Origin of the sequence: Chromohalobacter sp., assembly GCF_039830575.1 — a bacterium.
In the GTDB taxonomy this organism is placed as follows: domain Bacteria; phylum Pseudomonadota; class Gammaproteobacteria; order Pseudomonadales; family Halomonadaceae; genus Chromohalobacter; species Chromohalobacter israelensis.
This window is the reverse complement of record NZ_JBDOOX010000006.1, coordinates 24,321-48,039: the sequence shown is the minus strand read 5'-3', so window position 1 is coordinate 48,039 and position 23,719 is coordinate 24,321. Positions and strand designations below refer to the sequence as shown.

The following is a 23,719-nucleotide window of genomic DNA, read 5'->3' as shown; positions in this document are numbered from 1 at the left end:
AAACGATGATTAAACACTGTGAATTGACGCCGCCATCCGATTGGGCTTCAATACACTCGCTAATACGACTTATTATCATTACTAATCATACCACAAGGGGATATCGCATGCCGCAACGCCCACTCGCCTTACCGGCCACCGCACTGCTCGCCGGCGCCATCTTCGCCGGGGACGCCCTGGCCGAAGAGGTCAACATCTACTCCGCGCGCCATTACGATTCCGACCAGGCTCTCTACGACGCCTTTACCGAGAAAACCGGCATCGACGTCAACATACTCGAAGGGGATTCGGACCAGCTAATCGAGCGGATCCGTCGCGAAGGCGCCGCCAGCCCCGCGGACATCATGCTGACCGTCGACGCCGGCCGCCTGTGGCGCGCCGAGCAGGCAGGCGTTTTCCAGGGCATCGAGTCCGATGTGCTGAACGAGCGACTGCCCAACGCCATGCGTCATCCGGAAGGCAAGTGGTTCGGCTTCAGCCAGCGCGTGCGAGCGATCTTCTACGATCCCGACGATGTCGATCCGGCGAACCTCAAACGCTACGAAGATCTCGCCGACCCGCGTTTCGAGGGCGATATCTGCATTCGCTCGTCGAACAACATCTACAACCAGTCCCTGCTCGCCTCGATGATCGCCCACCACGGCATGGACGACGCCGAGGCCTGGGCCCAGGGCGTCGTCGACAACATGGCGCGCGATCCCGAGGGCGGCGATACCGATCAGATTCGCGGCGTGGCCAGCGGCGAGTGCGATATCGCCGTCGCCAATCACTACTATTACGTGCGCTTGCTCGAGTCCGATGACGCCAGTGACCGTGAGGCCGCCGAAAGCGTCGAGATCCTGCTGCCCAACCAGGACGGACGCGGCGCCCACGTCAACGTCGGCGGCGCCGGCGTGGTGGCGGATGCTCCCAATCGGGACAACGCCATCCGCTTCCTGGAGTTCCTCGCTTCCGACGAGGCCCAGCGCCTGTTCGCCGCCGGCAATCACGAGTTCCCCGTCGTCGACGGCGTCGAGGTCGACGGCACTCTCGCGACATGGGGCGACTTCAAGCGAGACGCCCTCAACATCAACGCCCTGGGCGAACACAACCCCGAGGCCATCCGCATCTTCGATCGCGTCGGCTGGCGTTGAGCCCCGCGCCGCGACCTGCCACCACCGGGCCCCGGCATCGCCGTGGGCCCGCTCTCAATGCGCTTCGTCCCAGTTGTCACCGGCGTTGGCTTCGACGGTCAGCGGCACGTCGAGCTTGGCGGCGCCTTCCATGCGCTGGCGAACGGCGTCGGTGAAGGCATCGACCTGCGCCTCCTTGACCTCGAAGACCAGTTCGTCGTGAACCTGCATCACCATCCAGGCGTCGAAGTCGCCTTCGCGTAACCAGCGGTCGACATCGATCATCGCCAGCTTGATGATATCGGCGGCGGTCCCCTGCATCGGCGCATTGATGGCGGTGCGCTCGGCAGCCTGACGCCGGGTCCGGTTCTGGGCATTGATCTCGGGCAGATAGAGGCGACGTCCGAAGACCGTCTCGACGTAACCGTCGTCGGCGGCCTGGGCACGAATGCGTTCCATGAAGCGCGCCACGCCGGGGTAACGATCGAAGTAGCGATCGATGTAGGTCTGCGCCTGATTGCGCTCGATGTGCAGCTGGCGCCCCAGTCCCCAGGCGCTCATGCCGTAGATCAGACCGAAGTTGATGGCCTTGGCGCTGCGCCGTTGCTCGCCGCTGACGGCGTCGAGCGCCACGCCGAACACTTCCGCCGCGGTGGCGGTATGGATGTCGCGTCCTTCGGCGAAGGCATCGAGCAGTCCCTTGTCGCCGGAAAGATGCGCCATGATGCGCAGCTCGATCTGCGAATAGTCGGCAGCGACGATGCGGTAGCCGGGGCGCGCGACGAAGGCCTGGCGGATCTTGCGGCCTTCTTCGGTACGGATGGGAATGTTCTGCAGGTTGGGGTCGGACGACGACAGGCGCCCGGTGGCCGTCACGGCCTGGTGATAGCTGGTATGCAGCCGCCGCGTGGTGGCATTGACCAGTTGCGGCAGCTTGTCGGTGTAGGTCGACTTCAGCTTGGCGAAGCCGCGATGCTCGATGATCACCTTGGGCAAGGGGTAATCCAGCGCCAGTTCCTCGAGCACCGCCTCGGCGGTGCTGGGCGCGCCCTTGGGCGTCTTCTTGATCACCGGGATCTTGAGCTCATCGAAGAGAATCTCGCCGAGCTGCTTGGGCGAGCCGAGATTGAACTCGCGTCCGGCCAGCTCATAGGCGCGGGTTTCCAGTTCCCGCAGGCGCTTCTCCAGCTCGCGGCTCTGCGCGTGCAGGCGCTCGGCATCCAGTGCCACGCCGTTGCGCTCCATGCGCGAGAGCACCGGCACCAGGGGCAGTTCGATGTCGTCCAGCACCGCCGCCAGCCGGCCCTCGCCATCCACGCGCGGGCGCAGTTCCCGGTGCAGCCGCAAGGTGATGTCGACGTCCTCGCAGGCGTAGGGGGCAGCCTGCTCCAGTGCAATCTGGTCGAAGGTCAACTGCTTGGCCCCCTTGCCGGCGATCTCCTCGAAGGAAATGGTCTTCTCGCCGAGGTACTTGAGCGCCAGCGAGTCCATGTCGTGCCGCGTCGCCGTGGCATTGAGCACGTAGGATGCCAGCATGGTGTCCTCGAGCCGTCCCGCGACCTCGATGTCGTAGCGTGCCAGGACGGAAATGTCGTACTTGAGGTTCTGGCCGATCTTGGCCTTGGCGGGGTCTTCCCAGAGCGGCTTGAGCGCGGCGAGCACCGACGCGCGGTCGAGCTGCTCGGGAGCGTCGAGATAGCGGTGCGCCACCGGGATGTAGGCCGCTTCGCCGGCGTCCAGCGACAGGCCGATTCCCACGATATCGGCCTCCATGTAATTGAGGCTGGTGGTTTCCAGGTCGAAGCAGAAGATGTCCGCCTCGCCCAGGCGCGCAAGCCAAGCATCGAAGGCCTCGCGGGTGACGATGACGTGATCCGTGCGCGACGTCGCCTCGGCAGTACTCGCCACGGGCCCCTGCGCGGCATCCACCGCATCGCCCGAACCGACATCGTCGACGCCCTCGTCGCGCCCCTCGAGCAGCTCGTTCAGCCAGTTCTTGAATTCCAGCTCGGTGTACAGCGTCTTGAGCGCCTCGCGGTCGGGGTGCGCGATATCCAGGTCATCGAGCCCCACCGGCAGCTCGCAATCGGTCTTGATGGTGGCCAGTTGATACGACAGGAAGGCCTGCTCACGGTTGGCCTCGAGCTTCTTGGGCATCGTCTTGGCGCCGCGAAACGACAGCGTGGTGACACGCTCGAGATCGGCGTAGATGGTGTCCAGCCCGCCCTGCATGCCTTGCAGCAGGCCGAGCGCCGTCTTCTCGCCGACGCCGGGCACGCCGGGGATGTTGTCGACCTTGTCGCCCATCAGGGCCAGGAAGTCGATGACCAGCGACGGCGGAATGCCGAATTTTTCCTCGACGCCGGCCACGTCGAGCGTCTCGCCCTTCATGGTGTTGACCAGCGTGATGTGGGCATTGACGAGCTGCGCCATGTCCTTGTCACCGGTGGAAATCACCGCGTCGCGCCCCGCCTCGGTGGCCTGGCGTGCCAGGGTGCCGATCACGTCGTCGGCCTCGACGCCCTCGATGCACAACAGCGGCAGGCCCAGCGCGCGAATGCAGTCGTGCAGGGGCTCGACCTGCGGGCGCAGATCGTCGGGCATCGGCGGACGGTGCGCCTTGTACTCGGCGTAGATGTCGTCGCGGAAGGTCTTGCCCTTGGCATCGAAGACCACCGCCATGGGACTTTGTGGATACTGCTTGATCAGGCTCTTGAGCATGTTGAGCACGCCCTTCACCGCCCCGGTGGGGTTCCCCTTGGACGTGGTCAGCGGCGGCAAGGCATGAAAAGCCCGATACAGATACGACGAGCCGTCGACGAGAACGATGGGGGGCGTATTGGCCATGACATCAGCATCCATTGGAAATTCGCGATGCCACCATGATACGCAAGGCGTTGCGCAGCGTCAGGCGAAACCCGCTTTCACATGGGCGCACCCGACGGATTGTGGGATAATTCCCTCATCCCGACCTCATGGGCCAATCGGGGCGCACCACGCGCTCCCCCACCCGCCGAGGAGATCGACATGCAGCGCTCACGAATACTGCCCCCGCTGATATTGGGCCTTTGCCTCGGGGTCATCGCGCCCCCGGTCGTCGCGCAGCAACCCGAGATCACCGTGCGCCAGGACGACGCGCGCACCATCAAGGAATACCGCGTCAACGGCAAACTCTATGCCATCGAGATCATGCCTCGCGACGGTAGTGCCTACTACCTGGTGGACGACGACGGCGACGGCAACTTCGAGCACAGCGACAGCGCCGACCTCGAGGTCCCCGATTGGGTCACGGGGGACTGAGCGCCCGGCCGCGCCACACGATGGCCCCGAAACCCGGCGGTAGGACTGCCTGCGCCAAGCCGCTACAATAGCGCGCTTGGCAACCCGGGCGAGAGACACATGGCCGTATTCACTCCTTTGACCGAGACGCAGGTCGCGAGCTTTCTCGAGCGCTTCGACGTGGGCGCGTTACGCGCGCTGGAAGGCGTTCCCAGCGGCACGGAGAACTCCACCTTCTTCGTCACCACCGACCGCGACCGCTTCGTGCTCACGCTCTTCGAACAAGGGGAAAGCGACGAGCTGCCCTTCTTCGTGGCGCTGCTCGACTATCTCGCCGAGCACCGCCTGCCCGTACCGGGGCCCGTTCACGACCGTGACGGCGTTGCCCTGCAGCAACTCGCCGAACGCCCGGCCCTGCTGTTTCCACGCCTGCCCGGGCGACACCCCGAAGCGCCCACGCTCGCCCAGTGTCATGCCCTCGGCGACGCTCTGGGGCGCATGCACAAGGTGTCCCAGCGTTTCGAGGGCCAGCGTCCCAATCCCCGGGACCTGCACTGGCTGGCCAGCGCGCAGCACAAGGTCATGAGCTATCTCGCCGCGGACGACCAGCGCCTGATGGGCGACGAGATCGACGCCTACCAGGTCGCGTTCGGCGATGCCTCGCCGCTCCCCCAGGGCGCGATCCATGGCGACCTGTTTCGCGACAACACCCTTTTCGACGGCGACCGGCTGGGCGGCATCATCGATTTCTACAACGGCTGCACGGGCGATCTGCTCTTCGACCTCGCCATCGTCGTCAACGACTGGGCCAGCGACGCGGACGGTCACCTCGACCGGGAACGCTACACGGCCCTGCTCGCGGCCTACCAGGCTCGCCGCCCGCTGACCGCGACCGAGCGCGAGCTGTGGCCGATGATGCTGCGCATGACGGCACTGCGATACTGGCTGTCGCGACTGCTGGTGGTCTATGTCGATCCGCCCGCGCACGACCTGACGCCCAAGGATCCCGGCGAGTATCGTCGTCTCCTGCTGACCCGGCTCGCGCATGGCGCACCGCCTCTGCCGGCGCCGGTGTCGTCGACATGACGCCAGCGTAAGCATTCTTTAAGAAACCCGGCATAAGGTAGAGGCGTCATCGAAGGCGGGGCACGCCGCCACGCCCACCGAGGGAGCCTCCTTATGTCGACCTTCATCCGCCGCCTCACCGCTGTCTCGCCCGCCCGCAACGGCATGTCGAGCCTTCTGCACGGCATGCGCCGGGCGGGTGCCTCGCTGGCCCTGGCGTTCGCCAGCCTGGCCTTGATGTCGCAGGGTCCCGTGATCGCCCTGCTCGTCATCTTTGCCCTGGGCACGGGCTTGCTGGGGCGTGCCTGCCGTCCCGGCGACGGCGAGACGCTCCCGGCTTCCGAATCCTGCGGCGGAAGGCCATGGGCCGACGCCTTGAACGGCGAGACGCTGGCAACCCTCGGCATGGCCAGCGCCGCCACTCTGGTGGTGCTGTTTCTCCTTCACTGAGCACGCCGGCGCCTCTTTGCAGCCCCGCACGCGGGCGGCATAATGCCAGCCCGTTCGTTCACCGGGCCGCGCCGGCCCGCCCAGGAGTGCGCCATGACCTCGCCCGCCGTTCAGGCCCGCCGCACCTACAACATCGATCAGTGGGGCAGCGGCTACTTCGATGTCGACGATGCCGGCCATGCCGTCGTGTGCCCTCGCGGCGACGAGCGCGGCGGCCCCGCCCTGCCGCTCAATGCCCTGGTCGAGGAATTGCGTCGCGCCGGCCTGCGCCTGCCGGTGCTGGTGCGTTTCACCGACATCCTGCATGACCGGGTCGAACGGCTGTGCGGCGCCTTCGACAGCGCCATGCACGACGAGGCTTATCATGGCGGCTACACCGCCGTGTATCCCATCAAGGTCAACCAGCAGCGTCGCGTGGTCGAGGAAATCCTCGCCACCCAGGCACGCGGCCATGGCCGCGTCGGGCTCGAGGCCGGCAGCAAGCCGGAACTGCTCGCGGTACTCGCGCTTTCCGGCGACGGCCCCTCGCTGATCGTCTGCAACGGCTACAAGGATCGCGAATACGTGCGCCTGGCGCTGATGGGCGAGAAGCTCGGCCACCGCGTCTACCTGGTGGTCGAAAAACACTCCGAGCTCACCCTGATCCTCGAGGAGGCCCGGCGGCTCGACGTGACGCCGCGCATCGGACTGCGCGCCCGCCTGTCCTCGGTGGGCAAGGGCAAGTGGCAGAACACCGGCGGCGAGAAATCCAAGTTCGGACTCACCGCCAGCCAGATCCTCGACGTGGTCGAGCGGCTGGACGACGCCGGCGCGCTTGCCAGCCTGCAGCTGGTGCACTTCCATCTCGGTTCGCAGATCGCCAACATCCGCGATATCCAGCGCGGCCTGCGCGAATGCGCCCGGTTCTACCAGAGCCTGCGCGCCCTGGGCGCCCCGGTGGACACCGTCGATGTCGGTGGCGGACTGGGCGTCGACTACGAAGGCACCCGGTCGCGCAGCTTCTGCTCGATCAACTACTCGATGCACGAATATGCCAGCAACGTGGTCTGGGCCTTCCGCCAGATCTGCGATGCCGAGAACCTCCCGCACCCGCACCTGATCTCCGAATCGGGACGTGCATTGACCGCGCACCACGCAGTGCTGATCACCAACGTCATCGGCGAGGAGCGTCTCAGCGACACGCCCCCCGAGCGCCGTCTGGAAGGCGACGCCGAGCTCGACGAGTTATGGCGCGTCTATGCCAAGCTGGATACCGCGCAGGAGCCGCGCGGCCTCGCCGAGGCCTATCATGACGTGGTGCAGGCCATCGGCGAACTGCAGGACCGTTTCGTGCTGGGGCTGGCGAGCCTCGAGGCGCGCGCCGAAGGTGAAGCCGTGTATGTCGCTGCCTGCCAACGGCTGCGCGGCCGGCTCGACCCGCGCAACCGCGCGCACCGCGAGATCGCCGACGAACTGGCCGAGAAGCTCGCCGACAAGCTCTTCGTCAACTTCTCGCTGTTCCAGTCGGTACCCGACGTCTGGGGCATCGACCAGGTATTTCCGGTACTGCCGCTCACCGGCCTCGACCGTCCGCCCACACGGCGTGGCGTGATTCAGGACATCACCTGCGACAGCGACGGCCGCATCGATTGCTACGTCGACGGCCAGGGGCTGGAAGCGACATTGCCGCTCCCCGAGTGGCAGGACGACGAGGACAAGCTGCTGGGGCTGTTCCTGGTCGGCGCCTACCAGGAAATCCTCGGCGACCTGCACAACCTGTTCGGCGATACCGACGCCGTGGACGCCACGCTGGACGCCGACGGCCACTGGCGGCTCAGTCACCGCCAGCATGGCGACACCGTCGCCGATGTACTGGGCTACGTGAACTTCGATGCCGATGAGCTGCGCCAGCGTCTCTCCCGACAGCTTCAGGACAGCGCCTTGAGCGACACCCAGCGCGACGAGTTCATGCACGATCTGGCCGCCGGCCTGGAAGGTTATACCTACCTGGAGTGACTCGCCGGTCACCGCGTTCGGGTGGAGACCTCCAGCCCGAACGAGGCCTGCAGCGACAAGCGCGCGTTGCGCGGCAAGGGGCCCACACCGGCCGGCGTCCCGGTGAGCACGACATCGCCGGGCTGCAACGTGAAGTGGCGCGACATCTCGGCCAGCAACTCGGGGATCGCGAACAGCATGTCACGCGTCTCGCCGGTCTGACGGCGCTCGCCGTCGATATCCAGCGTGAAGCGCAATGCCGCCCAGTCGGGCACCTCGTGCAACGCCACGAACGGTGACAGCGGACAGGCCCCGTCGAAGGCCTTGGCGATTTCCCAGGGGTGCCCCTGTTCCTTCAATTGCGACTGCACGTCGCGCAGCGTCAGGTCCAGCGCCAGCCCGAGGCCCGCGACCGCTTGCTGCGCGGCTTCGGCACTCGCCCCGCTCAGACGCTTGCCGATCAGCAGCGCCAGCTCCGTCTCGAAATGCACCTCGCCACGCGTGAATGGCTCAGCGATGTCATGTGCCATGGGCACCGCGCTGGTGGCAGGCTTGATGAATAGCAGCGGCGCGCTGGGCACCGGGTTGTCGAGTTCGCGGGCGTGCTCGGCGTAGTTGCGCCCCACGCAGACGATCTTGCCCAGCATATGGGGAAAGACACCGCCATCGGCCAGGCGAGTCACGAACGGTTGGGCCGGGATGGACATGCAGACTCCTTGGCAATCAAAAAGCGCCGTGGCGCGAAGACTCGAGTCTAACGCGACCGCCGGCGCTTCACACTGCGACCTCCGGGGAGGCCTCTTGATCGCCTGTCATGGCATGGCGTCAATGCGTGTCCGGTGTCCAGACCTCATCCGGCGCGTGCGCCAGGAAGGACGGCCGCGGCCGCTTGGCCCCGTACGGCGCGTGACAGGCGTTGTCGCGCCGGTTGTAGACGAAGAAGGCATTGCTGCGCGGATCGGGCGACATGTTGGCATTGGAGCCATGCAGTGTATTGCAGTCGAACAACAGTAGCCCGCCGGCCGCCCCCGTCGGGGCCTCGATGCCGTTGGCGTCGATCAAGCGTCGCAGTGCCTCGTGGCTGGGCACGCCGAACTCCTGGCTCTTCAGCGACTGCTTGTGATGATCCTCCGGCGTCTCGCCGAGGCAATGCACGAATACCTTGTGCGACCCGGGGATCAGCATCAGCGGGCCGTTGTAGTGATGATTGTCGGTCAACACGATGGAGGCACTGACCGCATGCATCTCCGGCATGCCGTCTTCGGCGTGCCAGGTCTCGAAGTCCGAGTGCCAGTTGAACCCCTTGCCATGGAAACCGGGCTTGTAGTTGATCCGCGACTGGTGCACGTAGACGTCACCGCCCACGATCTGGCGGGCCCGCCCGGTCAGGCGCGGATCCTCGGCCAGGCGCCGGAACCTCTCGGAGAGAAAGTGCACGGCAAACAGCGACCGGATCTCCTGGCTGTCGGGCTCGGTGATGCTGAAATCGCGGCCGCGGAAATCGTCGCGCTCCAGCAGCGCGGCAAGCTCGCGGCGCAATTCACCGACCTCGTCGTCGGCCAGAAAATGGGGTTCGAACAAAAAGCCGTCGCGCTCGAAACGCGCCAGCTGGTCGCGACTCAGCGGTCCATCCTCGGCGCGCCCCTTGACCACGGCATCCTTGCGGTCTTGCCAAAGCGAACCAGTGGCATCGCTCAGGCGGGTGGGGTACGCATCGAACGCGTTGCCGAATGTCACGTCTTCATGTCGAAATGCGCTTTGCACTGACATCCAATCACCTCCTGGGTTTGTGATCAGGTTCAGTCCTCGCCCATCGAAAGAAGGCAGTCTGTCGGTCGTCTTCATTCCTGAGTTGGTGAGACGGAGAAATATCCTAGCCAACCCGACATAACTTGCAAGAGGAGAAACAAGGGCTACGTGAAAACTCCTGGTTATATCGATCGGCGCCCTTCCCGGCTCGGGGCACCGCCAAGGGTCACACGGTACCGCGCTCGGCCGTCACGCTCGGGCGCTCGCCGAAGCGGGCCTGGTAGGCGCGCGAGAAGTGGGCCAGATGCACGAAGCCGCTGCTCAGCGCGGCCTCGGTGACACGGCAGCGGCTATCGGCGAGCAGGCGCCGCGCATAGTCCAGGCGCATGCCCAGGTAGCACTGCTTGGGGGTTTCTCCGAAATGTGCCACGAAGAGGCGCGTCAGCTGACGCTGCGACTGTCCCGCCAGGCGGCAGATCTCGGGCATCGGCAGTACCTGGTCGAGGTGAGCCTCCATCACCGCCAGCGCCCGCACCACGCTACGCGGCAAGTCCTCCAGGGTACGCGCGGCGCCGGCCTTCCAGGCCTCTTCTTCGGAGACGCGCTGGTGCACCAGCTGACGTCCCACGGCATTGGCCAGCGCCGGCCCGTAATCGTGTTCGATCCATTGCAGCATCATGTCGATGCCTGCCGCCCCGCCCGAGCCGGTCAGGCGCTGTCCGGCGAACTCGAAGCGCGCCTCGCTGACGGCGATGTGGGGAAACTCCGCCCGGAACGCCGGCACGCTCTCCCAGTGCAGTGCCACGCGATGGTGATCGAGCAGCCCTGCCCGCGCCAGAATGAAAGGCGCCGTATCAAGACCGCCGACACGCCCGCCATGGGCCGCGACGTGGCGCAGCACCGCGCGCTCGGCGCTGGTCACGCTGACTTCCGGCTGATAGGACGAGATCACCATCAGCAGCTCGCCGTGGCAATGCGCATCCAGGGGGCCGTCCACCTCGATGCGCACCCCGTTGCTGGCCACCACCGCCTCGCCGTCCGCCGACAATAGCCGCCATGCGAAGAGCGTGCGCCCGAACCGATTGGCCACGCGCAGCGGTTCGAGCAGGCAGAACAATGTCAGCATCGAGAAATTGGGCACGACCCAGACATCCACGGTATGCGCCGCTTCTCCGGGCCGAGGGACCGGTGGTTGCTCGGGACGTGGATAGGGCCAGTCGGTGGTCGAGAGCTCACTCATGGCGAAAATCATCTATTAAATGACGATTTAGTACAAATACCCTGCCTGCAACCCGCCTAGGGTAGGGAAATGTCTTGGCCCGCGAGCCAAGCGATTACGAATCCATGCCAGCAGTGGAGAGCACCGTTCATGTCCATTTCCGCCGACGTCGAACTCAAGGACGAGGGGCGCCGCCTGATCCTGCATGCCGCCGGTCAGCGTCGCGAATTCGCCGCCCTCTGGCTGCGCGAGCGGGCGCCGGACGACACCACGCTCGACACCCGCACCGGACAGCGCTTGATCGAGGCCGCACAACTGCCCCTGACGTTGCACGCCGAGATCGCAAGCTGCGAGGCAGACTCCCTGCACGTACGCTTCAGCGACGGTCACGCCACGGCCTATGCCCTGAACGACCTGCTCCTCGACACCGACGCCGATCACGCCGAGGTCGAGCCCGGCCTTCGTCTGTGGGACGCCGGCCTCGACTCGCTGCCCCAGGCGACCTTCGCTTCGGCGCTCGAGGACGACGGTGCCCTGCTGGCCATGCTCGAGGACCTGCACCGCTACGGCTTCGTCAAGGTCAGCGGCGTGCCCTGCGAGGAAGACGGCATGCAGCCGTTGATCGACCGTATCGGCCCGTTGCGCCGCACCAACTGGGGCGGCATCGCCGACGTCAAGTCGGTGGCCAACGCGTTTGATCTCACCATGACGCAACGAGGCCTCGAGCCGCATACCGACAACCCCTATCGCGATCCGATCCCCGGCTATATCTGGCTGCACTGCCTGAGCAACGCCGCCGACGGGGGCGACAGCACGCTGACCGATGGCTTCATGGCGGCGCAGCGTCTCAAGGCCGAGGCGCCCGAGGATTTCGCATGCCTGACGCGTCTCTCGCCACGCTTCCGCTACACCGACGCCACCACCGACCTGGAAAGCGAGGGACCGCTGATCGAACTCGACAGCCGAGGACGTCTGGCGCGCGTGCGCTACTCCAATCGCACCGAGCGCATCGCGGCCCACGACGCGGCGCTGCTCGAGCGTTACTACGCCGCGCGTCAGCGGTTCTATCGCCTGATCACCGACGAGGCATTGACCGTGCACCTCAAGCTCGAGCCGGGCGACATGCTGATCATGGACAACTATCGGCTGCTGCACGGCCGCACCGCGTACCAGCTCGAGGGGGGCGTGCGTCACCTGCGCCAGGGCTATGTGGATCGCGACAGTACCGCCAGCCGGCGCCGCGTGCTCGGCGCCCAGCTCGCTGGAAACGCGCGGCCTGGCGCATCGCATACCGCTCAAGGAGTCAACCCATGAACCAGGCGACCTTCACCCGTTTCGATGAAAGCACCCGCGCCGACTGGGCATTGATCGACGCGCATTTCCAGCACTACCAGAACGATGCCAGCCGACGCGTGCTCGAGCACCTGCTGCGCCTCAAGGGCGATACCCACGGCTATCCCGTCGACCGTTACGAGCATTGCCTGCAAACCGCCACCCGCGCGCTGGAAGCGGGCGCCGACGAGGAGACCGTGGTCTGCGCCCTGCTCCACGACATCGGCGACGACCTGGCTCCCGCCAATCATGCGGAAATCGCCGCGGCGATCCTCGAACCCTTCATCGATCCGCTCAATGTGTGGATGATTCGCCATCACGAACTGTTCCAGGGGTATCACTACCGCGCCTTCTACGGCATGGATCCCCATGCGCGCGAGGCCTATCGCGATCACCCTGCCTACGCGCGCACCGTGCGCTTCTGCGACGAGTGGGACCAGTGCGCCTTCGATCCCGACTACCCCACGCGGCCTCTCGAGGACTTCATCCCCATGGTCGAGCGTGTCATGTCACGCCCGCCATTCGGCGAAACCACCAGCGTCGAGGACCCGGCATGACCCAGTGCGCCCATCGCCTTCTCGAGCTGCTCGTCGCTCACGGCATCGAGACCGTCTTCGGCATCCCCGGCGTGCATACCGTCGAGCTGTATCGCGGTCTGCCCGACAGCGGTCTGCGCCACGTGACCCCGCGGCACGAGCAAGGGGCCGGCTTCATGGCCGACGGTTACGCCCGCGCGACCGGCAAGCCGGCCGCCTGCTTCATCATCAGCGGTCCGGGCATGACCAACATCGCCACCGCCATGGGCCAGGCGCTCGCCGATTCGGTCCCCATGCTGGTAATTTCCAGCGTCAATCGGCGCGACACCCTGGGTCGTGGCCAAGGCCGCCTGCACGAACTGCCCGATCAGCAACACACCCTGTCCGGGGTCAGCGTGTTCAGCCATACCCTGCAGACGCCCGAGGCCCTGCCCGAGGTGCTGGGACGCGCCTTTGCCGTCTTCAAGAGCGCCCGCCCCGGCCCCGTGCACATCGAAATCCCGCTCGACGTGATGGCCTTGCCCGCGCCCGAGACCCGGCCGCGCATCGCCGAGGTCTTTCCGCCGACGGCTCCCGATGCCGCACTGGCCTGGGCCGCCGACTGGCTCGCCGACGCCGAACGTCCGCTGGTGCTGCTGGGGGGCGGCTGCGTCGCTGCCGGCGACGCGGTACGCACCCTGGTCGAACGCCTCGACGCTCCCGCCATGACCACCATCAACGCCAAGGGCGTGCTGGGATGCGATCACCCGCTCGACCTCGGCGCCTGCGCGAGTCTGCCCGCCGGCCGCGAACTCGCCCGCCACGCCGATGTGGTGCTGGCACTGGGCACCGAACTCGGTGAGACTGACTACGACCTGACCTTCGATGGCGGCTTCCGGCTCGATGGCCGGCTGATCCGCGTGGACATCGATGCCCAGCAGCTGGCGCGCAATCACGCCACCGACCTCGCCCTGCTGGCCGACGTCGGAGAAGTGGTCCTGGGATTGCTCGAACGCCTGCCCCATCAGGCCTCGCGCGAGGGCGCCGCCCGCGTCGCCGACACCCGGGCGGCGCTGGCACTGCGCGACGCCGACGATGTCGCCCCCTATGCCGACTTCCTCGACACCCTGCGCGAGGCATTGCCCGACGCCACCATCGTCGGCGACTCCACCGGACCGGTATATGCCGGCAACTTCATCGCCGAGATGCCCGCGCCACGCCGCTGGTTCAACGCCGCCACCGGCTACGGCACGCTCGGCTACGGGCTGCCCGCCGCCCTGGGCGCGGCCCTGGGCGTGCCCGAGCGGCCGGTGATCGCGCTGGTCGGAGACGGCGGGCTCATGTTCACCCTCGCTGAAATCGCCACCGCGCGCGAGGCCGGCGTGCCCCTGGCGATCGTGATCTGGAACAACGCGGGGTATGGCGAGATCCGCCGCTACATGGACGCCCAGGATGTGCCGCGTCTCGGCGTCGATCTTGCCGCGCCGGATTTCGTGACACTGGCCCGGTCGATGGACTGCCACGGCGTGCGCGTCTCGACGCGTACCGCGCTGCACCAGGCACTTCAGGCGTCGCGCCAGGCACCGGGGCCGACCCTGATCGACGTCGAGGCCGACAGATGGTCCGCTTGAATTCATCGTATTCACCAGGAGACATCATGCGACGCACCACCACGCGGCTGATGGCCGCCCTTGCCCTGCTGCCCCTGGCAGCCCACGCCCATGCCACCGACGAGGCCACCCAGGTCTCCTTCGTCGCGCCGCCGTGGCCCGGCGTCACGGTCAAGACCGAAATCATGGCGCAGATCCTGGCCCCGCTGGGCTATACCAACGAGCGCCAGGAGCTCAGCAGCACGGTGGGCTACAAGACCTTGCAAACCGGCGACAGCGACGTCTTCCTCGCCGGCTGGCTCCCCGCCCAGCAGGACAGCTACGACGCCGCGATGGACGACGGCACCATCGTCGATCTGGGCAACAACGTCACCGGCGCGCGCATGGGCTTCGCGGTCCCCGGCTATGTCTTCGATGCCGGCGTGACCAGCGCCGAGCAGCTCGACGATCCCGAGAACCGCGAACGTTTCGAGGGCCGCTACTATTCCATCGAGTCGGGCTCGACGGTCAGCGACTTCATCAACGACGCCAAACGCAACGACACCTACGGCCTGGGCGACTGGGAACTGCTGGAGTCCTCGACCCCCGGGATGCTCAGCGCCGTGCGCAGCGCCTACGACGAGAAGCGCTGGGTCGCCTTCTACGGCTGGACGCCGCACTGGATGGTGCCGGAATTCGACATGCATATCCTCGACGACCCTGAAGGCATCTATGGCGAGAACCAGGGCCGCAGCGACGTGCGCACCATCGTCGCCAAGTCCTTCAGCGAGGCCAACCCCAACCTCATGCGGCTGCTCGACCAGTTCGTGCTGACCGCCGAGCAACAAAGCGACTTCATTCGCGAATACGGCCTGGAAGAGCGCGAGCTCGAGACGGTGGCCCGCGAATGGCTGCAAGCGCACCCCGATGAACTGGCCGACTTCCTGGAAGGCGTCACCACCCGTGACGGCGATCCCGGCCTGGCCGCCGTCAAGGCCAGCCTGTAACGCACGGCGACCGCCAGCAAGGAGCTTGCATGCAGTATTCTCGACTGACCCAGCGCATCGCCGGCGAAGGTGCCGCCGCCTGGGACATCCACTACCGGGCCCTGGCGCGTCAGGCCGAGGGCGACGATGTCATCATCCTCTCGGTGGGCGATCCGGATTTCGCCACGCCGACGCCGATCGTCGACAGCGCGGTCGACAGCCTGCGCGCCGGCGCCACGCACTATGCCGACGTACAGGGCAAGGCCCGGCTGCGCGAGTTGATCGCGCGTCGGCACCGCCAAACCGGCGGCGCGCCGGATACCCAGGCCGACAATGTCGCGGTCATGGCCGGCGCGCAGTGCGGCCTGTATGCGGTGGCGCAGTGCGTGCTCGACCCCGGCGACGAGGTGATCGTGCCCGAGCCGATGTACGTGACCTACGAGGCGGCCCTGCAGGCCGCGGGGGCGACCCTGGTGCGCGTGCCGTTGCGTGCGGCGAACGACTTTCAGCCCGACCCCGCGGAGTTCGCCGCCGCGGTCACGCCGCGCACCCGTGCGCTGCTGCTCAACAGTCCGCACAACCCCACCGGTCAGGTGCTGAGCCGCGACCACTGGGAGGCACTGGCCGCGTTGTGCCGCAAGCATGATCTGTGGCTGCTCTCCGACGAGGTCTATGCCGAGTTGATCCACGATGGCGAGCATCTCTCGCCGGATAGCCTCGCGGGCATGCGTGAGCGCACCGCCATCGTCAACAGCCTGTCCAAGTCGCATGCCATGACCGGCTGGCGCCTGGGCTGGGTGATCGGGCCTGGGTCCTTGGTCCAGCACCTGACCCACCTGGCGCTGTGCATGCTCTACGGCAGCCCCGACTTCATCCAGGATGCCGCCTGCGAGGCCCTGGCCCACCCGCCTGCAGCGCTCGACGAGATGCGTCGCACCTACCGTACGCGCCGCGACAGCGTGCTCGAGGCCCTCGCCGACGACGAGACCGTCGAGGCGCTGCGCCCCGCGGCCGGCATGTTCATGATGGTCGACATTCGCCGCACCGGGCTGTCGGCACAGGCCTTTGCCGACCGCTTGCTCGATACCCAGGGCGTCTCGGTACTCGCGGGGGATGCCTTCGGCCCGTCGGCGTCCGGCTTCGTGCGCTTGAGCTTGACGGTGGATGCCGATCGCCTGCGCGAGGCCTGCCGGCGCCTGGCACGCTGCGCCGCCGAGTGCCGCACGACGGCCGAGGCATGACCGCACGCGCGGCCCGGTGACGATACCCGGGCCGCTATCTTTCCACTCACTGCAGGAGGGGTATGGCTAATCACAATAACCTGGCCATCGAGGCCCGCCACCTGGTCAAGCGCTACGCCGAGCTGGAAGTCATCAAGGACGTCTCGCTCGACGTGCGCGAGGGCCACGTGGCCTCGATCATCGGCTCCAGCGGTTCCGGCAAGAGCACCTTGCTGCGCTGCATGAACCTTCTCGAGACCCCCGACAGCGGCGATCTGACCATTGCCGGCGAGTCGCTGGCCTTCTCGCCCGCTCGCCACCACCGGCCCGACCGGCGCCAGCTGCAACGCCTGCGCACGCAGGTCAGCATGGTCTTTCAGCAATTCAATCTATGGCCACACTTGAGCGTGCTCGGCAACGTGATCGAGGCGCCCATGCGCGTGCGCGGCCTGAGCAGGCGCGACGCCACATCCCTCGCCGAGCATTACCTGGCGCGCGTGGGCATGGCCGACAAGCGCGATCAGTACCCCGCCTACCTCTCCGGCGGACAACAGCAGCGCGTGGCCATCGCCCGGGCCCTGGCCATGGAGCCGCGCGTGCTGCTGTTCGACGAACCTACCTCGGCGCTCGACCCGGAGCTGGTCGGCGACGTGCTCGCGGTCATCCAGAGCCTCGCCGAGGAAGGCCGCACCATGCTGCTGGTCACGCACGAGATGGGCTTCGCGCGCGACGTCTCGCACCAGGTGGCGTTCCTGCATCAGGGCTGCGTCGAGGAAATCGGCACGCCGCATGATGTCTTCGAGAACGCGACCAGCGAACGCTGCCGCCAGTTCGTCTCGAGCGTGGCCTGAGCCTTTCACGTGGCGCCACCCAGGGCGCCATATCATCCCGGGCCGCACCGGCCCGATACAACAACGATGGGGAACCATGATGATCAAGCAACTGAAAGCGACCCTGATGCAGGCCACGGGCATTGTCTTGCTGGCCCTGAGCGCCACCTCGGCGATGGCGGACGAACCGCTCAAGATCGGGATCTCCGCGGAGCCCTACCCGCCGTTCACCTACAAGGATGCCGACGGCAGCTGGACCGGCTTCGAAGTCGAGCTGGGCCAGGCGATCTGCGCGCAGATGGACGCCGCCTGTGAAATCACCCCGACGGGCTGGAGCGGGATCTTCCCTGCCCTCAACAGCGGCAAGATCGACATGATCATGAATTCGCTGTCGATCACCGAGAAGCGCAAGCGGGTCATCGCCTTCAGCGATCCGTACTACTTCACGCCCTCGGCGTACGTCACCGCCAAGGCCAACGACATGCAAATTCCCGAGGACCTGGACGGCAAGATTCTGGGGGTGCAGGGCTCGACCACCAACGCCACCTTCGCACGCCGCTCGCTGGCCGATACCGGGGTCGAACTCAAGGTCTACGATCAGCAGGAACAAGCCAACCGCGACCTGCTCGCCGGACGCGTCGATGCCATCCTTGCCGACGAGATCGCCATGACGGAATTCGTCGAGCGCGACTCAGCGCAGGACTTCGAGATCCGCGCCATCGCGCCGCGTGACGATGCCTTCGGCGACGGTGTGGGCATCGGTCTGCGCCAGGAAGACGACGCCCTGCGCGACAAGCTCAACGCCGCGATCGCCAGCGTGCTCGACAACGGCCGCTGCGCCGAGCTCTCCCAGCAGTACTTCGGCACCGACATCTGCGGCGGTTGATCCGCCTCGCGATCCTCCGGCCGGGTCTGCCCGGCCGGTCCCGTTCCGACACTGCGAGATTCGACCATGCCAAGCGATCCTACCGATGGCCTGCTGGAATGGCTCGGCCCGATCCTGCAAGGCGCTCTGGTAACCCTGGAAATCGCCTTGCTGGCTTATGCCATCGGGCTCGGCCTGGGGCTCGTCGGCGCCACGGCCCGGCTCAGCCCCTGGCGCCCCCTGCGCGCCCTGGGGACGGCGTACTCTACCCTGGTGCGCGCCATTCCCGAATTGCTGTTGATCATCCTGCTGTACTACGCCGGCAGCCAGGCGCTCAATGCCCTGCTCGCCGAACTCGGTGGCGACATGCACGTCGAGATCAGCGGTTTCGTCACTGCCGTGGGCGTGCTCGCCTTCGTGCAGGGCGCCTACATGACCGAAGTCTTCCGCGGCGCCATCCAGGCGATACCGCGCGGGCAGCTGGAAGCCGCCGATGCCTACGGCTTTTCGCGCCCGACCCGTTTTCACCGCATCGTGCTGCCCGCCATGCTGCCCAACGCCCTGCCCGGGATGTCCAACCTGTGGCTGATCCTGGTCAAGGACACCGCGTTGATCAGCGTGATCGGTTTCGAGGAGCTGTTCTTCACCGCCCAGCAGGCGGCCGCCAGCACGCGCGACTATGCCCTGTTCTACGCGTTCGCCGGCGCGCTGTATCTGGTCATGACGCTGGGCTCCAACGCCTTGTTCGCCCGCGCGGAGCGCTACGTCCGGCGCGGCCAGCCCAGCACCTAGTCGACACCGACTAGCCCGTATCGAGGAGTATCCCTGCCATGGACTTTTCCTGGCTGACCGATCCGTTCTATCAAAAGGCCCTGTGGACCGGCTTCGTCAACACCTTGTGGCTGGTCGCCGTGTCGGCCGTCTGCGGTTTCGCGCTGGCGGTGGTGTTCGCCGTGACCCGCCTGCGCGGTCCCCGTCCGCTGGCGATGCTGGTCACCGGTGTGACCACGGTGGTACGTGGCACGCCCTTGCTCGTGCAACTGTTCTTTTTCTACGACGGGGTCGGGCGCCTGCTGCCGGAAATTCCCGGCGTGCGCGAGAGTCTGGTCTGGCCGTTGCTGCGGGACCCGTTCTTCTATGGCGCGCTGACCTTCACGCTGAGCGTCGGCGCCTACACGGGCGAGGTGCTTCGCGGCGCGCTCTTGAGCGTGCCCGAGGGGGAGCTGGCCGCGGGACGCGCCTTCGGCCTGAAGCGTTGGCAGATTCTCTATCGGCTGTGGCTGCCGCGCGCCATCCAGATGTGCCTGCCCACGCTGACCGGCGAGCTGATCCTGCTGCTCAAGTCGGTGCCGCTGGTCTCGACCATCGCGCTGATGGATCTGCTCAAGGCCGCCAACATGGTGCGCGACGAAACCTTCCTGGTGTACGAGCCGCTCTTGCTCATCGCCGGTATCTATCTCGCCCTGACCCTGGTGCTCACCAGCGTGATGCGTCTCATCGAGCAGCGCTTCCCAGGCGCTCGCCCCGCCGCTCCCAGGCGCCGGCGCCTGCTGCCCGGCTAGCCGGCGCGCGTACGCCGAGGTGTTACAATGAGCGCCACGCAGGCAAGCGTCTGCCAAGGAAACATCGTGCGGCCAACGCATCGGAGCCGCACGATGTTCGACGTTCATTGTTCGATGGGACGCCTCGCGCATGCAGCACTTGGATTTACAGGTCATCGAAAAGGCCCTGGCCTGGACACGCGCCGGTGAGACGGTCTGGCTGTGCACGGTGCTGGCGACGTTCGGCTCGTCGCCCCGCGAGCCGGGCTCGCTGTTCGTCGCGCGTGGGGACGGCCGCCATGCAGGCTCCCTGTCCGGCGGATGCATCGAGGAGGATTTCCTCGAACGCCTGAGGCGCGGGGACTTCGAGGCGCCGATCACCACGCTGCGCTACGGCGACGGGCATGCCGACGGGCCGTCGGTGACGCTGCCCTGCGATGGCATTCTCGACGTCCTGATCGAGCGCCTGCCGGCGACGCCGGCATCGCTGGCTCATCTCGAAGCCGTGCAGGACGTGCTGGGCGGCCGGCACCCGGCCGTCCGCGACATCGACCTCGCCACGGGCGCGGCGACGCTCGTCGAGGACGACGGCAATGGACCCAGGGTGACGTGCGATGCGCATCACGCCCGGGTGCGCCTCGGCCCCGTGGCGCGCCTGATCGTGGCAGGTGTGTCGCCGGTAGCAATCGCCTGCGCCGAATTCGCATGCGCGATGGGATTCGAGGTCATCGTCTGCGACCCGCGCGAAGAGGCATGGGAAGACGTGACGCTTCCCGGGGTACGCACGCGACGCGAGCTGCCCAGCGCCTTCATTGCTTCGGGCGCGAGCCACGCGGCGACGGCCATCGTCGCCCTGACCCACGACCCGCGCCTGGATGACCTGACCATGATCGAGGCCGTGCGCACGCCGGCGTTCTACATCGGGGTCATGGGCTCGCAACGCACCTCGACGGCCCGTGCCGAGCGCCTGGCTCGCACCGGCGGGCTCAGCGAGGAAGAGATCGCACGTCTGCACATGCCCATCGGCCTGGCACTCGGGAGCAGGACACCCGCCGAAATCGCGCTGGCGGTCATGGCCGATATCGTGCGCGTGAGACGCGGCAAGGCACGCGATGCCCTGTAAGCGCGTGGTCGCCGTGATCATGGCCGCCGGAAGCTCGCGGCGTTTCGGAGAGCAGGACAAGCGCCGCGCCCTGCTGGCAGGGGGCGAGACGCTGCTCAACGCCTCCTTCGCGCGTGCGGTCGAGGCCTTCACTCACTGTCGCGTGGTGCTGCGCGATACCGAGACGCCGGCGCATCTCGGCCTGGCCGAGCACGCGTCCGTGATCGGTGTCGCACACGCCGACCGCGGGCTGGGTACCAGCCTGGCCGAGGCCTTCGCGACGCTTGCAGGGGACCCGTCACTCGCCGACGTTCAGGCGGCCGCGATACTGCTCGGCGACATGCCCGCCATTCGCGCCGACACGCTGCGCCGCGTGCAGCACATGGCCGATACCGCACACATAATTCGCCCCCGGCATGCCGGCCGCCCCGGCCACCCGGTACTGTTCGGACGCGATTTCTGGCCGGCGCTCACGCACCTGGACGGGGATAGCGGGGCGCGGCGACTCATCCACCAGCACCCCGAACGCTGCCGGACGATCGATGTCGAGGATCCCGGCATTCTGCTGGACGTCGATACGCCTTCGGACCTGCAACACCTCGCGACGCCCGCTGGCGGCGGCGCGAGGCACTGAGATCAGCCGACGCGCCTCAGGCGCTTTGCGCCTGGGGTACGTCGTCCATCAGCTTGTCGAGGGTGATCGGCAGTTCGCGAATGCGCTTGCCGGTGGCATGGTGCACCGCATTGCCGATGGCAGCCGCAAGCCCGGTGATGCCGATCTCGCCGATACCGCGCGCACCGTACTCGTTGAACGCCAGGTCCGGGTAATCGAGCAGGATGACGTCGATCTCCGGCTGATCGGCGTGTACCGGCACCACGTACTCGGCATAGTCGTTGTTCACGGGACGACCGTTGCGCTCGTCGTACTCGGTGGCTTCGAACAGCCCCATGCCGATGCCCATGACGACCGCGCCCTCGACCTGATTGCGCGCCGTGGTTTCGTTGATCACGCGGCCCACGTCGATGGCACTGACCACGCGCGACACGCGCAGGTGAGAAATGCCCGGATCCCAGCGCACCTCGACGAAATGAGCACCGAAGGAGCGATAGGAGTATTGCGAGTCGGCGGCCTCGGTATGCGCTTCGCCGTCGGCGCTGCCGTAACGCGCGGCGTCGAGGACCTCGGCGAAGCTCGCCTGCTTGCCGCCGGCATTGCGCAGGCCGCCGTCCACGACGTCCAGCTCGTCGCTGGACGCCCCGGCGAAGACACCGTTGTCGCCGGTGGCGTAGCGCTTCATCTCGTCGAGGGCATTGCGCGCCGCCCCGGCGATAGCCGGCAGGGTCGTCGCCGTGGCCCAGGAGCCGCCGGAGATCGGTCCGTCCGGATAGGAGGAATCGCCCAGCTTGACGGTGATACGGTCGATCGGGATGCCGGTCACGTCGCTCACCGCCTGCGCCACGATGGTGTAAGTGCCGGTGCCGATGTCCTGTGTCGCGCAGGAGGCAAAGGCGGTGCCATCGGCACGAAGCGACACGCGTGCATCGCAGGGGCGCTTCAGCGCTTCCCAATTGCAGGCTGCCATGCCATAGCCGATGATCTCGCGCCCCTCGCGCATGCTGCCGATCCGTGGATTGCGGTCGGCCCAGCCGAATGTCTCCGCCGCCCGATTCGTTGCTTCGACGATGTGGTTGCTGGAGAAATCCAGATCCTGACTTTCGTCGCGCTCGGCATAATTGTCGAGCCGGAACTGCACCGGATCGACACCCGCCGCCAGCGCCATCTCGTCGATCGCCGACTCCAGCGCGAACAGCCCCGGCGCCGCGCCGGGCGCACGCATCGACGTGGGGGTGCCGCGATTCACCTGGGTCGTGGCATGGCTCACCGTCAGGTTGGGACAGCTGTAGAGGCTTTTGGTCACGCTGCCGCAGGTTTCCACGTACTGATCGGTGAACGACGTGGTGTTGATCGATTCGTGACGCAGCGAGACCAGCCTGCCGTTGGCATCGGTGGCCAGGCGCATGCGCTGACGCGTTTCGGGGCGATGCCCGGTAGTGGTGAACATCTGCTGACGCGGCACGACGAGCTGCACCGGGCGTCCCACTTCACGCGCCACGGCGGCGGTGGCGACGGCGTGTGGCCAGGTCCACAGCTTGCTGCCGAATCCCGAGCCGATGTACGGCGCATGCACCGTGATGCGCTCAGGAGCGATGGCGAAGATCTTGGACAGTGCATTGCGCTCGACCACGACCCCTTGCGAGGCATCATAGATGGTCAGATTGCCCTGCGCGTCCCAGTACGCCACGGAGGCATGCATCTCCATCGGGTTATGGGTTTCCACCGGGGTGTGATAGGTGACGTCGATGCTCGCTGCCGCGTCTTCGAACGCCCCGGGCGCATCTCCCCGAGAGTGATTGCCGCTACCTGCCTGCGTGCCATTGTCGTCGAGTCCCTGGGCGAGATTGGCGACGGCCGACTCCGCAGCATATTCCACCTCGACATGGCGCGCGGCGGCACGCGCGTTCTCGAAGCTGTCGGCGACCACGAGCGCCACGAACTGGCCCTCGTAGTACACACGCTCGTCTTCGAACGGCAGCCGGGTTTCTTCCACCTTGTTGCCCTGCACGAAGCTCGACGGCGTCCGGTACAGCGACGGGAAATGCCCATGATGGAAGATGTCGATGACGCCCGGCATCCGCTTCGCCTCATCGACCTTGATTCGTGTCACCTTGCCCTTGGCGATGGTACTGAACACGCCATAGCCGTATGCCATGTCGGCCGGCAGGTTGTCGGCGGCATAGTTGGCGCGGCCGGCGAGCTTATCCGGGCCGTCGATGCGCGGCACGCCCGCGCCGATGATGCTGTGCTGTTTGTCGCTCATGGTCGGTTCTCC

The 23,719-nt window shown here is 66.7% G+C and carries 21 protein-coding genes; 16 read left to right on the top strand and 5 right to left on the bottom strand.

Annotated features, from left to right (window positions below):
- The first annotated feature begins 107 nt into the window (after nt 1-107).
- A complete protein-coding gene (locus tag ABGX75_RS04205) occupies nt 108-1,133 on the top strand; it encodes a Fe(3+) ABC transporter substrate-binding protein (RefSeq protein WP_347410598.1) in 1,026 nt (341 codons plus the stop codon).
- A 54-nt stretch (nt 1,134-1,187) separates the two neighbouring features.
- Here ABGX75_RS04205 and polA read toward each other — a convergent pair whose 3' ends face one another.
- Nucleotides 1,188-3,959: a DNA polymerase I gene (gene polA, locus ABGX75_RS04200; protein WP_043558922.1), complete on the bottom strand. Its 2,772-nt coding sequence runs from the start codon at nt 3,957-3,959 to the stop codon at nt 1,188-1,190.
- 180 nt (nt 3,960-4,139) lie between these two features.
- Between polA and ABGX75_RS04195 the strand changes: the two genes are divergently transcribed.
- The 4 genes from ABGX75_RS04195 to speA all read left to right on the top strand — a co-directional run bounded on the left by ABGX75_RS04195 (nt 4,140) and on the right by speA (nt 7,901).
- A complete protein-coding gene (locus ABGX75_RS04195) occupies nt 4,140-4,412 on the top strand; it encodes a DUF2782 domain-containing protein (protein WP_035414493.1) in 273 nt (90 codons plus the stop codon).
- A 99-nt stretch (nt 4,413-4,511) separates the two neighbouring features.
- Nucleotides 4,512-5,477 carry a homoserine kinase gene (locus ABGX75_RS04190; RefSeq protein ID WP_011505854.1) on the top strand — a complete coding sequence of 322 codons (966 nt, stop codon included), beginning with the start codon at nt 4,512-4,514 and terminating at the stop codon, nt 5,475-5,477.
- A 93-nt stretch (nt 5,478-5,570) separates the two neighbouring features.
- The gene (locus ABGX75_RS04185) at nt 5,571-5,906 is read left to right on the top strand and encodes a hypothetical protein (RefSeq protein ID WP_011505853.1); all 336 of its coding nucleotides are present in this window, start codon (nt 5,571-5,573) and stop codon (nt 5,904-5,906) included.
- 93 nt (nt 5,907-5,999) lie between these two features.
- Nucleotides 6,000-7,901, top strand: a complete 1,902-nt coding sequence (gene speA, locus ABGX75_RS04180; protein WP_035414492.1) for a biosynthetic arginine decarboxylase — start codon at nt 6,000-6,002, stop codon at nt 7,899-7,901.
- 8 nt (nt 7,902-7,909) lie between these two features.
- Here the strand turns inward: speA and ABGX75_RS04175 are convergent, their stop codons facing one another.
- The 3 genes from ABGX75_RS04175 to ABGX75_RS04165 form a co-directional block, all read right to left on the bottom strand.
- Entirely contained in the window at nt 7,910-8,587 is a 678-nt protein-coding gene (locus ABGX75_RS04175; RefSeq protein WP_110061534.1) for a fumarylacetoacetate hydrolase family protein, read from the bottom strand.
- Nucleotides 8,588-8,705: 118 nt separating this feature from the next.
- Nucleotides 8,706-9,650: an ectoine hydroxylase gene (gene thpD / locus ABGX75_RS04170; RefSeq protein WP_035414491.1), complete on the bottom strand. Its 945-nt coding sequence runs from the start codon at nt 9,648-9,650 to the stop codon at nt 8,706-8,708.
- A gap of 205 nt (nt 9,651-9,855) precedes the next feature.
- The gene (locus ABGX75_RS04165; protein WP_035414490.1) at nt 9,856-10,869 is read right to left on the bottom strand and encodes a GlxA family transcriptional regulator; all 1,014 of its coding nucleotides are present in this window, start codon (nt 10,867-10,869) and stop codon (nt 9,856-9,858) included.
- A 129-nt stretch (nt 10,870-10,998) separates the two neighbouring features.
- Here ABGX75_RS04165 and ABGX75_RS04160 point away from each other — a divergent pair, with 129 nt between their 5' ends.
- From ABGX75_RS04160 to ABGX75_RS04110, 11 genes are all read left to right on the top strand, one after another.
- Nucleotides 10,999-12,162 (top strand): TauD/TfdA family dioxygenase, encoded by a 1,164-nt coding sequence (locus ABGX75_RS04160; RefSeq protein WP_181396284.1) that lies wholly within the window; start codon nt 10,999-11,001, stop codon nt 12,160-12,162.
- Nucleotides 12,159-12,737, top strand: a complete 579-nt coding sequence (locus ABGX75_RS04155; RefSeq protein ID WP_035414488.1) for an HD domain-containing protein — start codon at nt 12,159-12,161, stop codon at nt 12,735-12,737. The genes ABGX75_RS04160 and ABGX75_RS04155 overlap by 4 nt, the downstream gene beginning before the upstream one ends.
- Complete coding sequence (locus ABGX75_RS04150) at nt 12,734-14,326, top strand: 5-guanidino-2-oxopentanoate decarboxylase (protein ID WP_110061537.1); 1,593 nt, start codon at nt 12,734-12,736, stop codon at nt 14,324-14,326. The genes ABGX75_RS04155 and ABGX75_RS04150 overlap by 4 nt, the downstream gene beginning before the upstream one ends.
- A 26-nt stretch (nt 14,327-14,352) precedes the next feature.
- A complete protein-coding gene (locus ABGX75_RS04145) occupies nt 14,353-15,291 on the top strand; it encodes an ABC transporter substrate-binding protein (RefSeq protein ID WP_110061538.1) in 939 nt (312 codons plus the stop codon).
- A gap of 29 nt (nt 15,292-15,320) precedes the next feature.
- Complete coding sequence (locus tag ABGX75_RS04140) at nt 15,321-16,511, top strand: pyridoxal phosphate-dependent aminotransferase (protein ID WP_110061539.1); 1,191 nt, start codon at nt 15,321-15,323, stop codon at nt 16,509-16,511.
- A gap of 62 nt (nt 16,512-16,573) precedes the next feature.
- Nucleotides 16,574-17,341 carry an amino acid ABC transporter ATP-binding protein gene (locus tag ABGX75_RS04135; RefSeq protein ID WP_011505843.1) on the top strand — a complete coding sequence of 256 codons (768 nt, stop codon included), beginning with the start codon at nt 16,574-16,576 and terminating at the stop codon, nt 17,339-17,341.
- 76 nt (nt 17,342-17,417) lie between these two features.
- Nucleotides 17,418-18,206, top strand: a complete 789-nt coding sequence (locus ABGX75_RS04130) for a transporter substrate-binding domain-containing protein (RefSeq protein ID WP_258305794.1) — start codon at nt 17,418-17,420, stop codon at nt 18,204-18,206.
- A gap of 66 nt (nt 18,207-18,272) precedes the next feature.
- The gene (locus ABGX75_RS04125; RefSeq protein ID WP_110061540.1) at nt 18,273-18,977 is read left to right on the top strand and encodes an ABC transporter permease subunit; all 705 of its coding nucleotides are present in this window, start codon (nt 18,273-18,275) and stop codon (nt 18,975-18,977) included.
- 38 nt (nt 18,978-19,015) lie between these two features.
- Entirely contained in the window at nt 19,016-19,747 is a 732-nt protein-coding gene (locus ABGX75_RS04120) for an ABC transporter permease subunit (RefSeq protein ID WP_110061541.1), read from the top strand.
- A 130-nt stretch (nt 19,748-19,877) separates the two neighbouring features.
- Nucleotides 19,878-20,849: an XdhC family protein gene (locus ABGX75_RS04115; RefSeq protein WP_287124920.1), complete on the top strand. Its 972-nt coding sequence runs from the start codon at nt 19,878-19,880 to the stop codon at nt 20,847-20,849.
- Complete coding sequence (locus ABGX75_RS04110; protein ID WP_011505838.1) at nt 20,839-21,462, top strand: nucleotidyltransferase family protein; 624 nt, start codon at nt 20,839-20,841, stop codon at nt 21,460-21,462. Before ABGX75_RS04115 ends, ABGX75_RS04110 begins: the two co-directional genes overlap by 11 nt.
- A 16-nt stretch (nt 21,463-21,478) precedes the next feature.
- On the opposite strand, the gene ABGX75_RS04105 is transcribed toward ABGX75_RS04110, so the two are convergent.
- Nucleotides 21,479-23,707, bottom strand: a complete 2,229-nt coding sequence (locus tag ABGX75_RS04105; protein WP_347410597.1) for a xanthine dehydrogenase family protein molybdopterin-binding subunit — start codon at nt 23,705-23,707, stop codon at nt 21,479-21,481.
- Nucleotides 23,708-23,719: the final 12 nt, after the last annotated feature.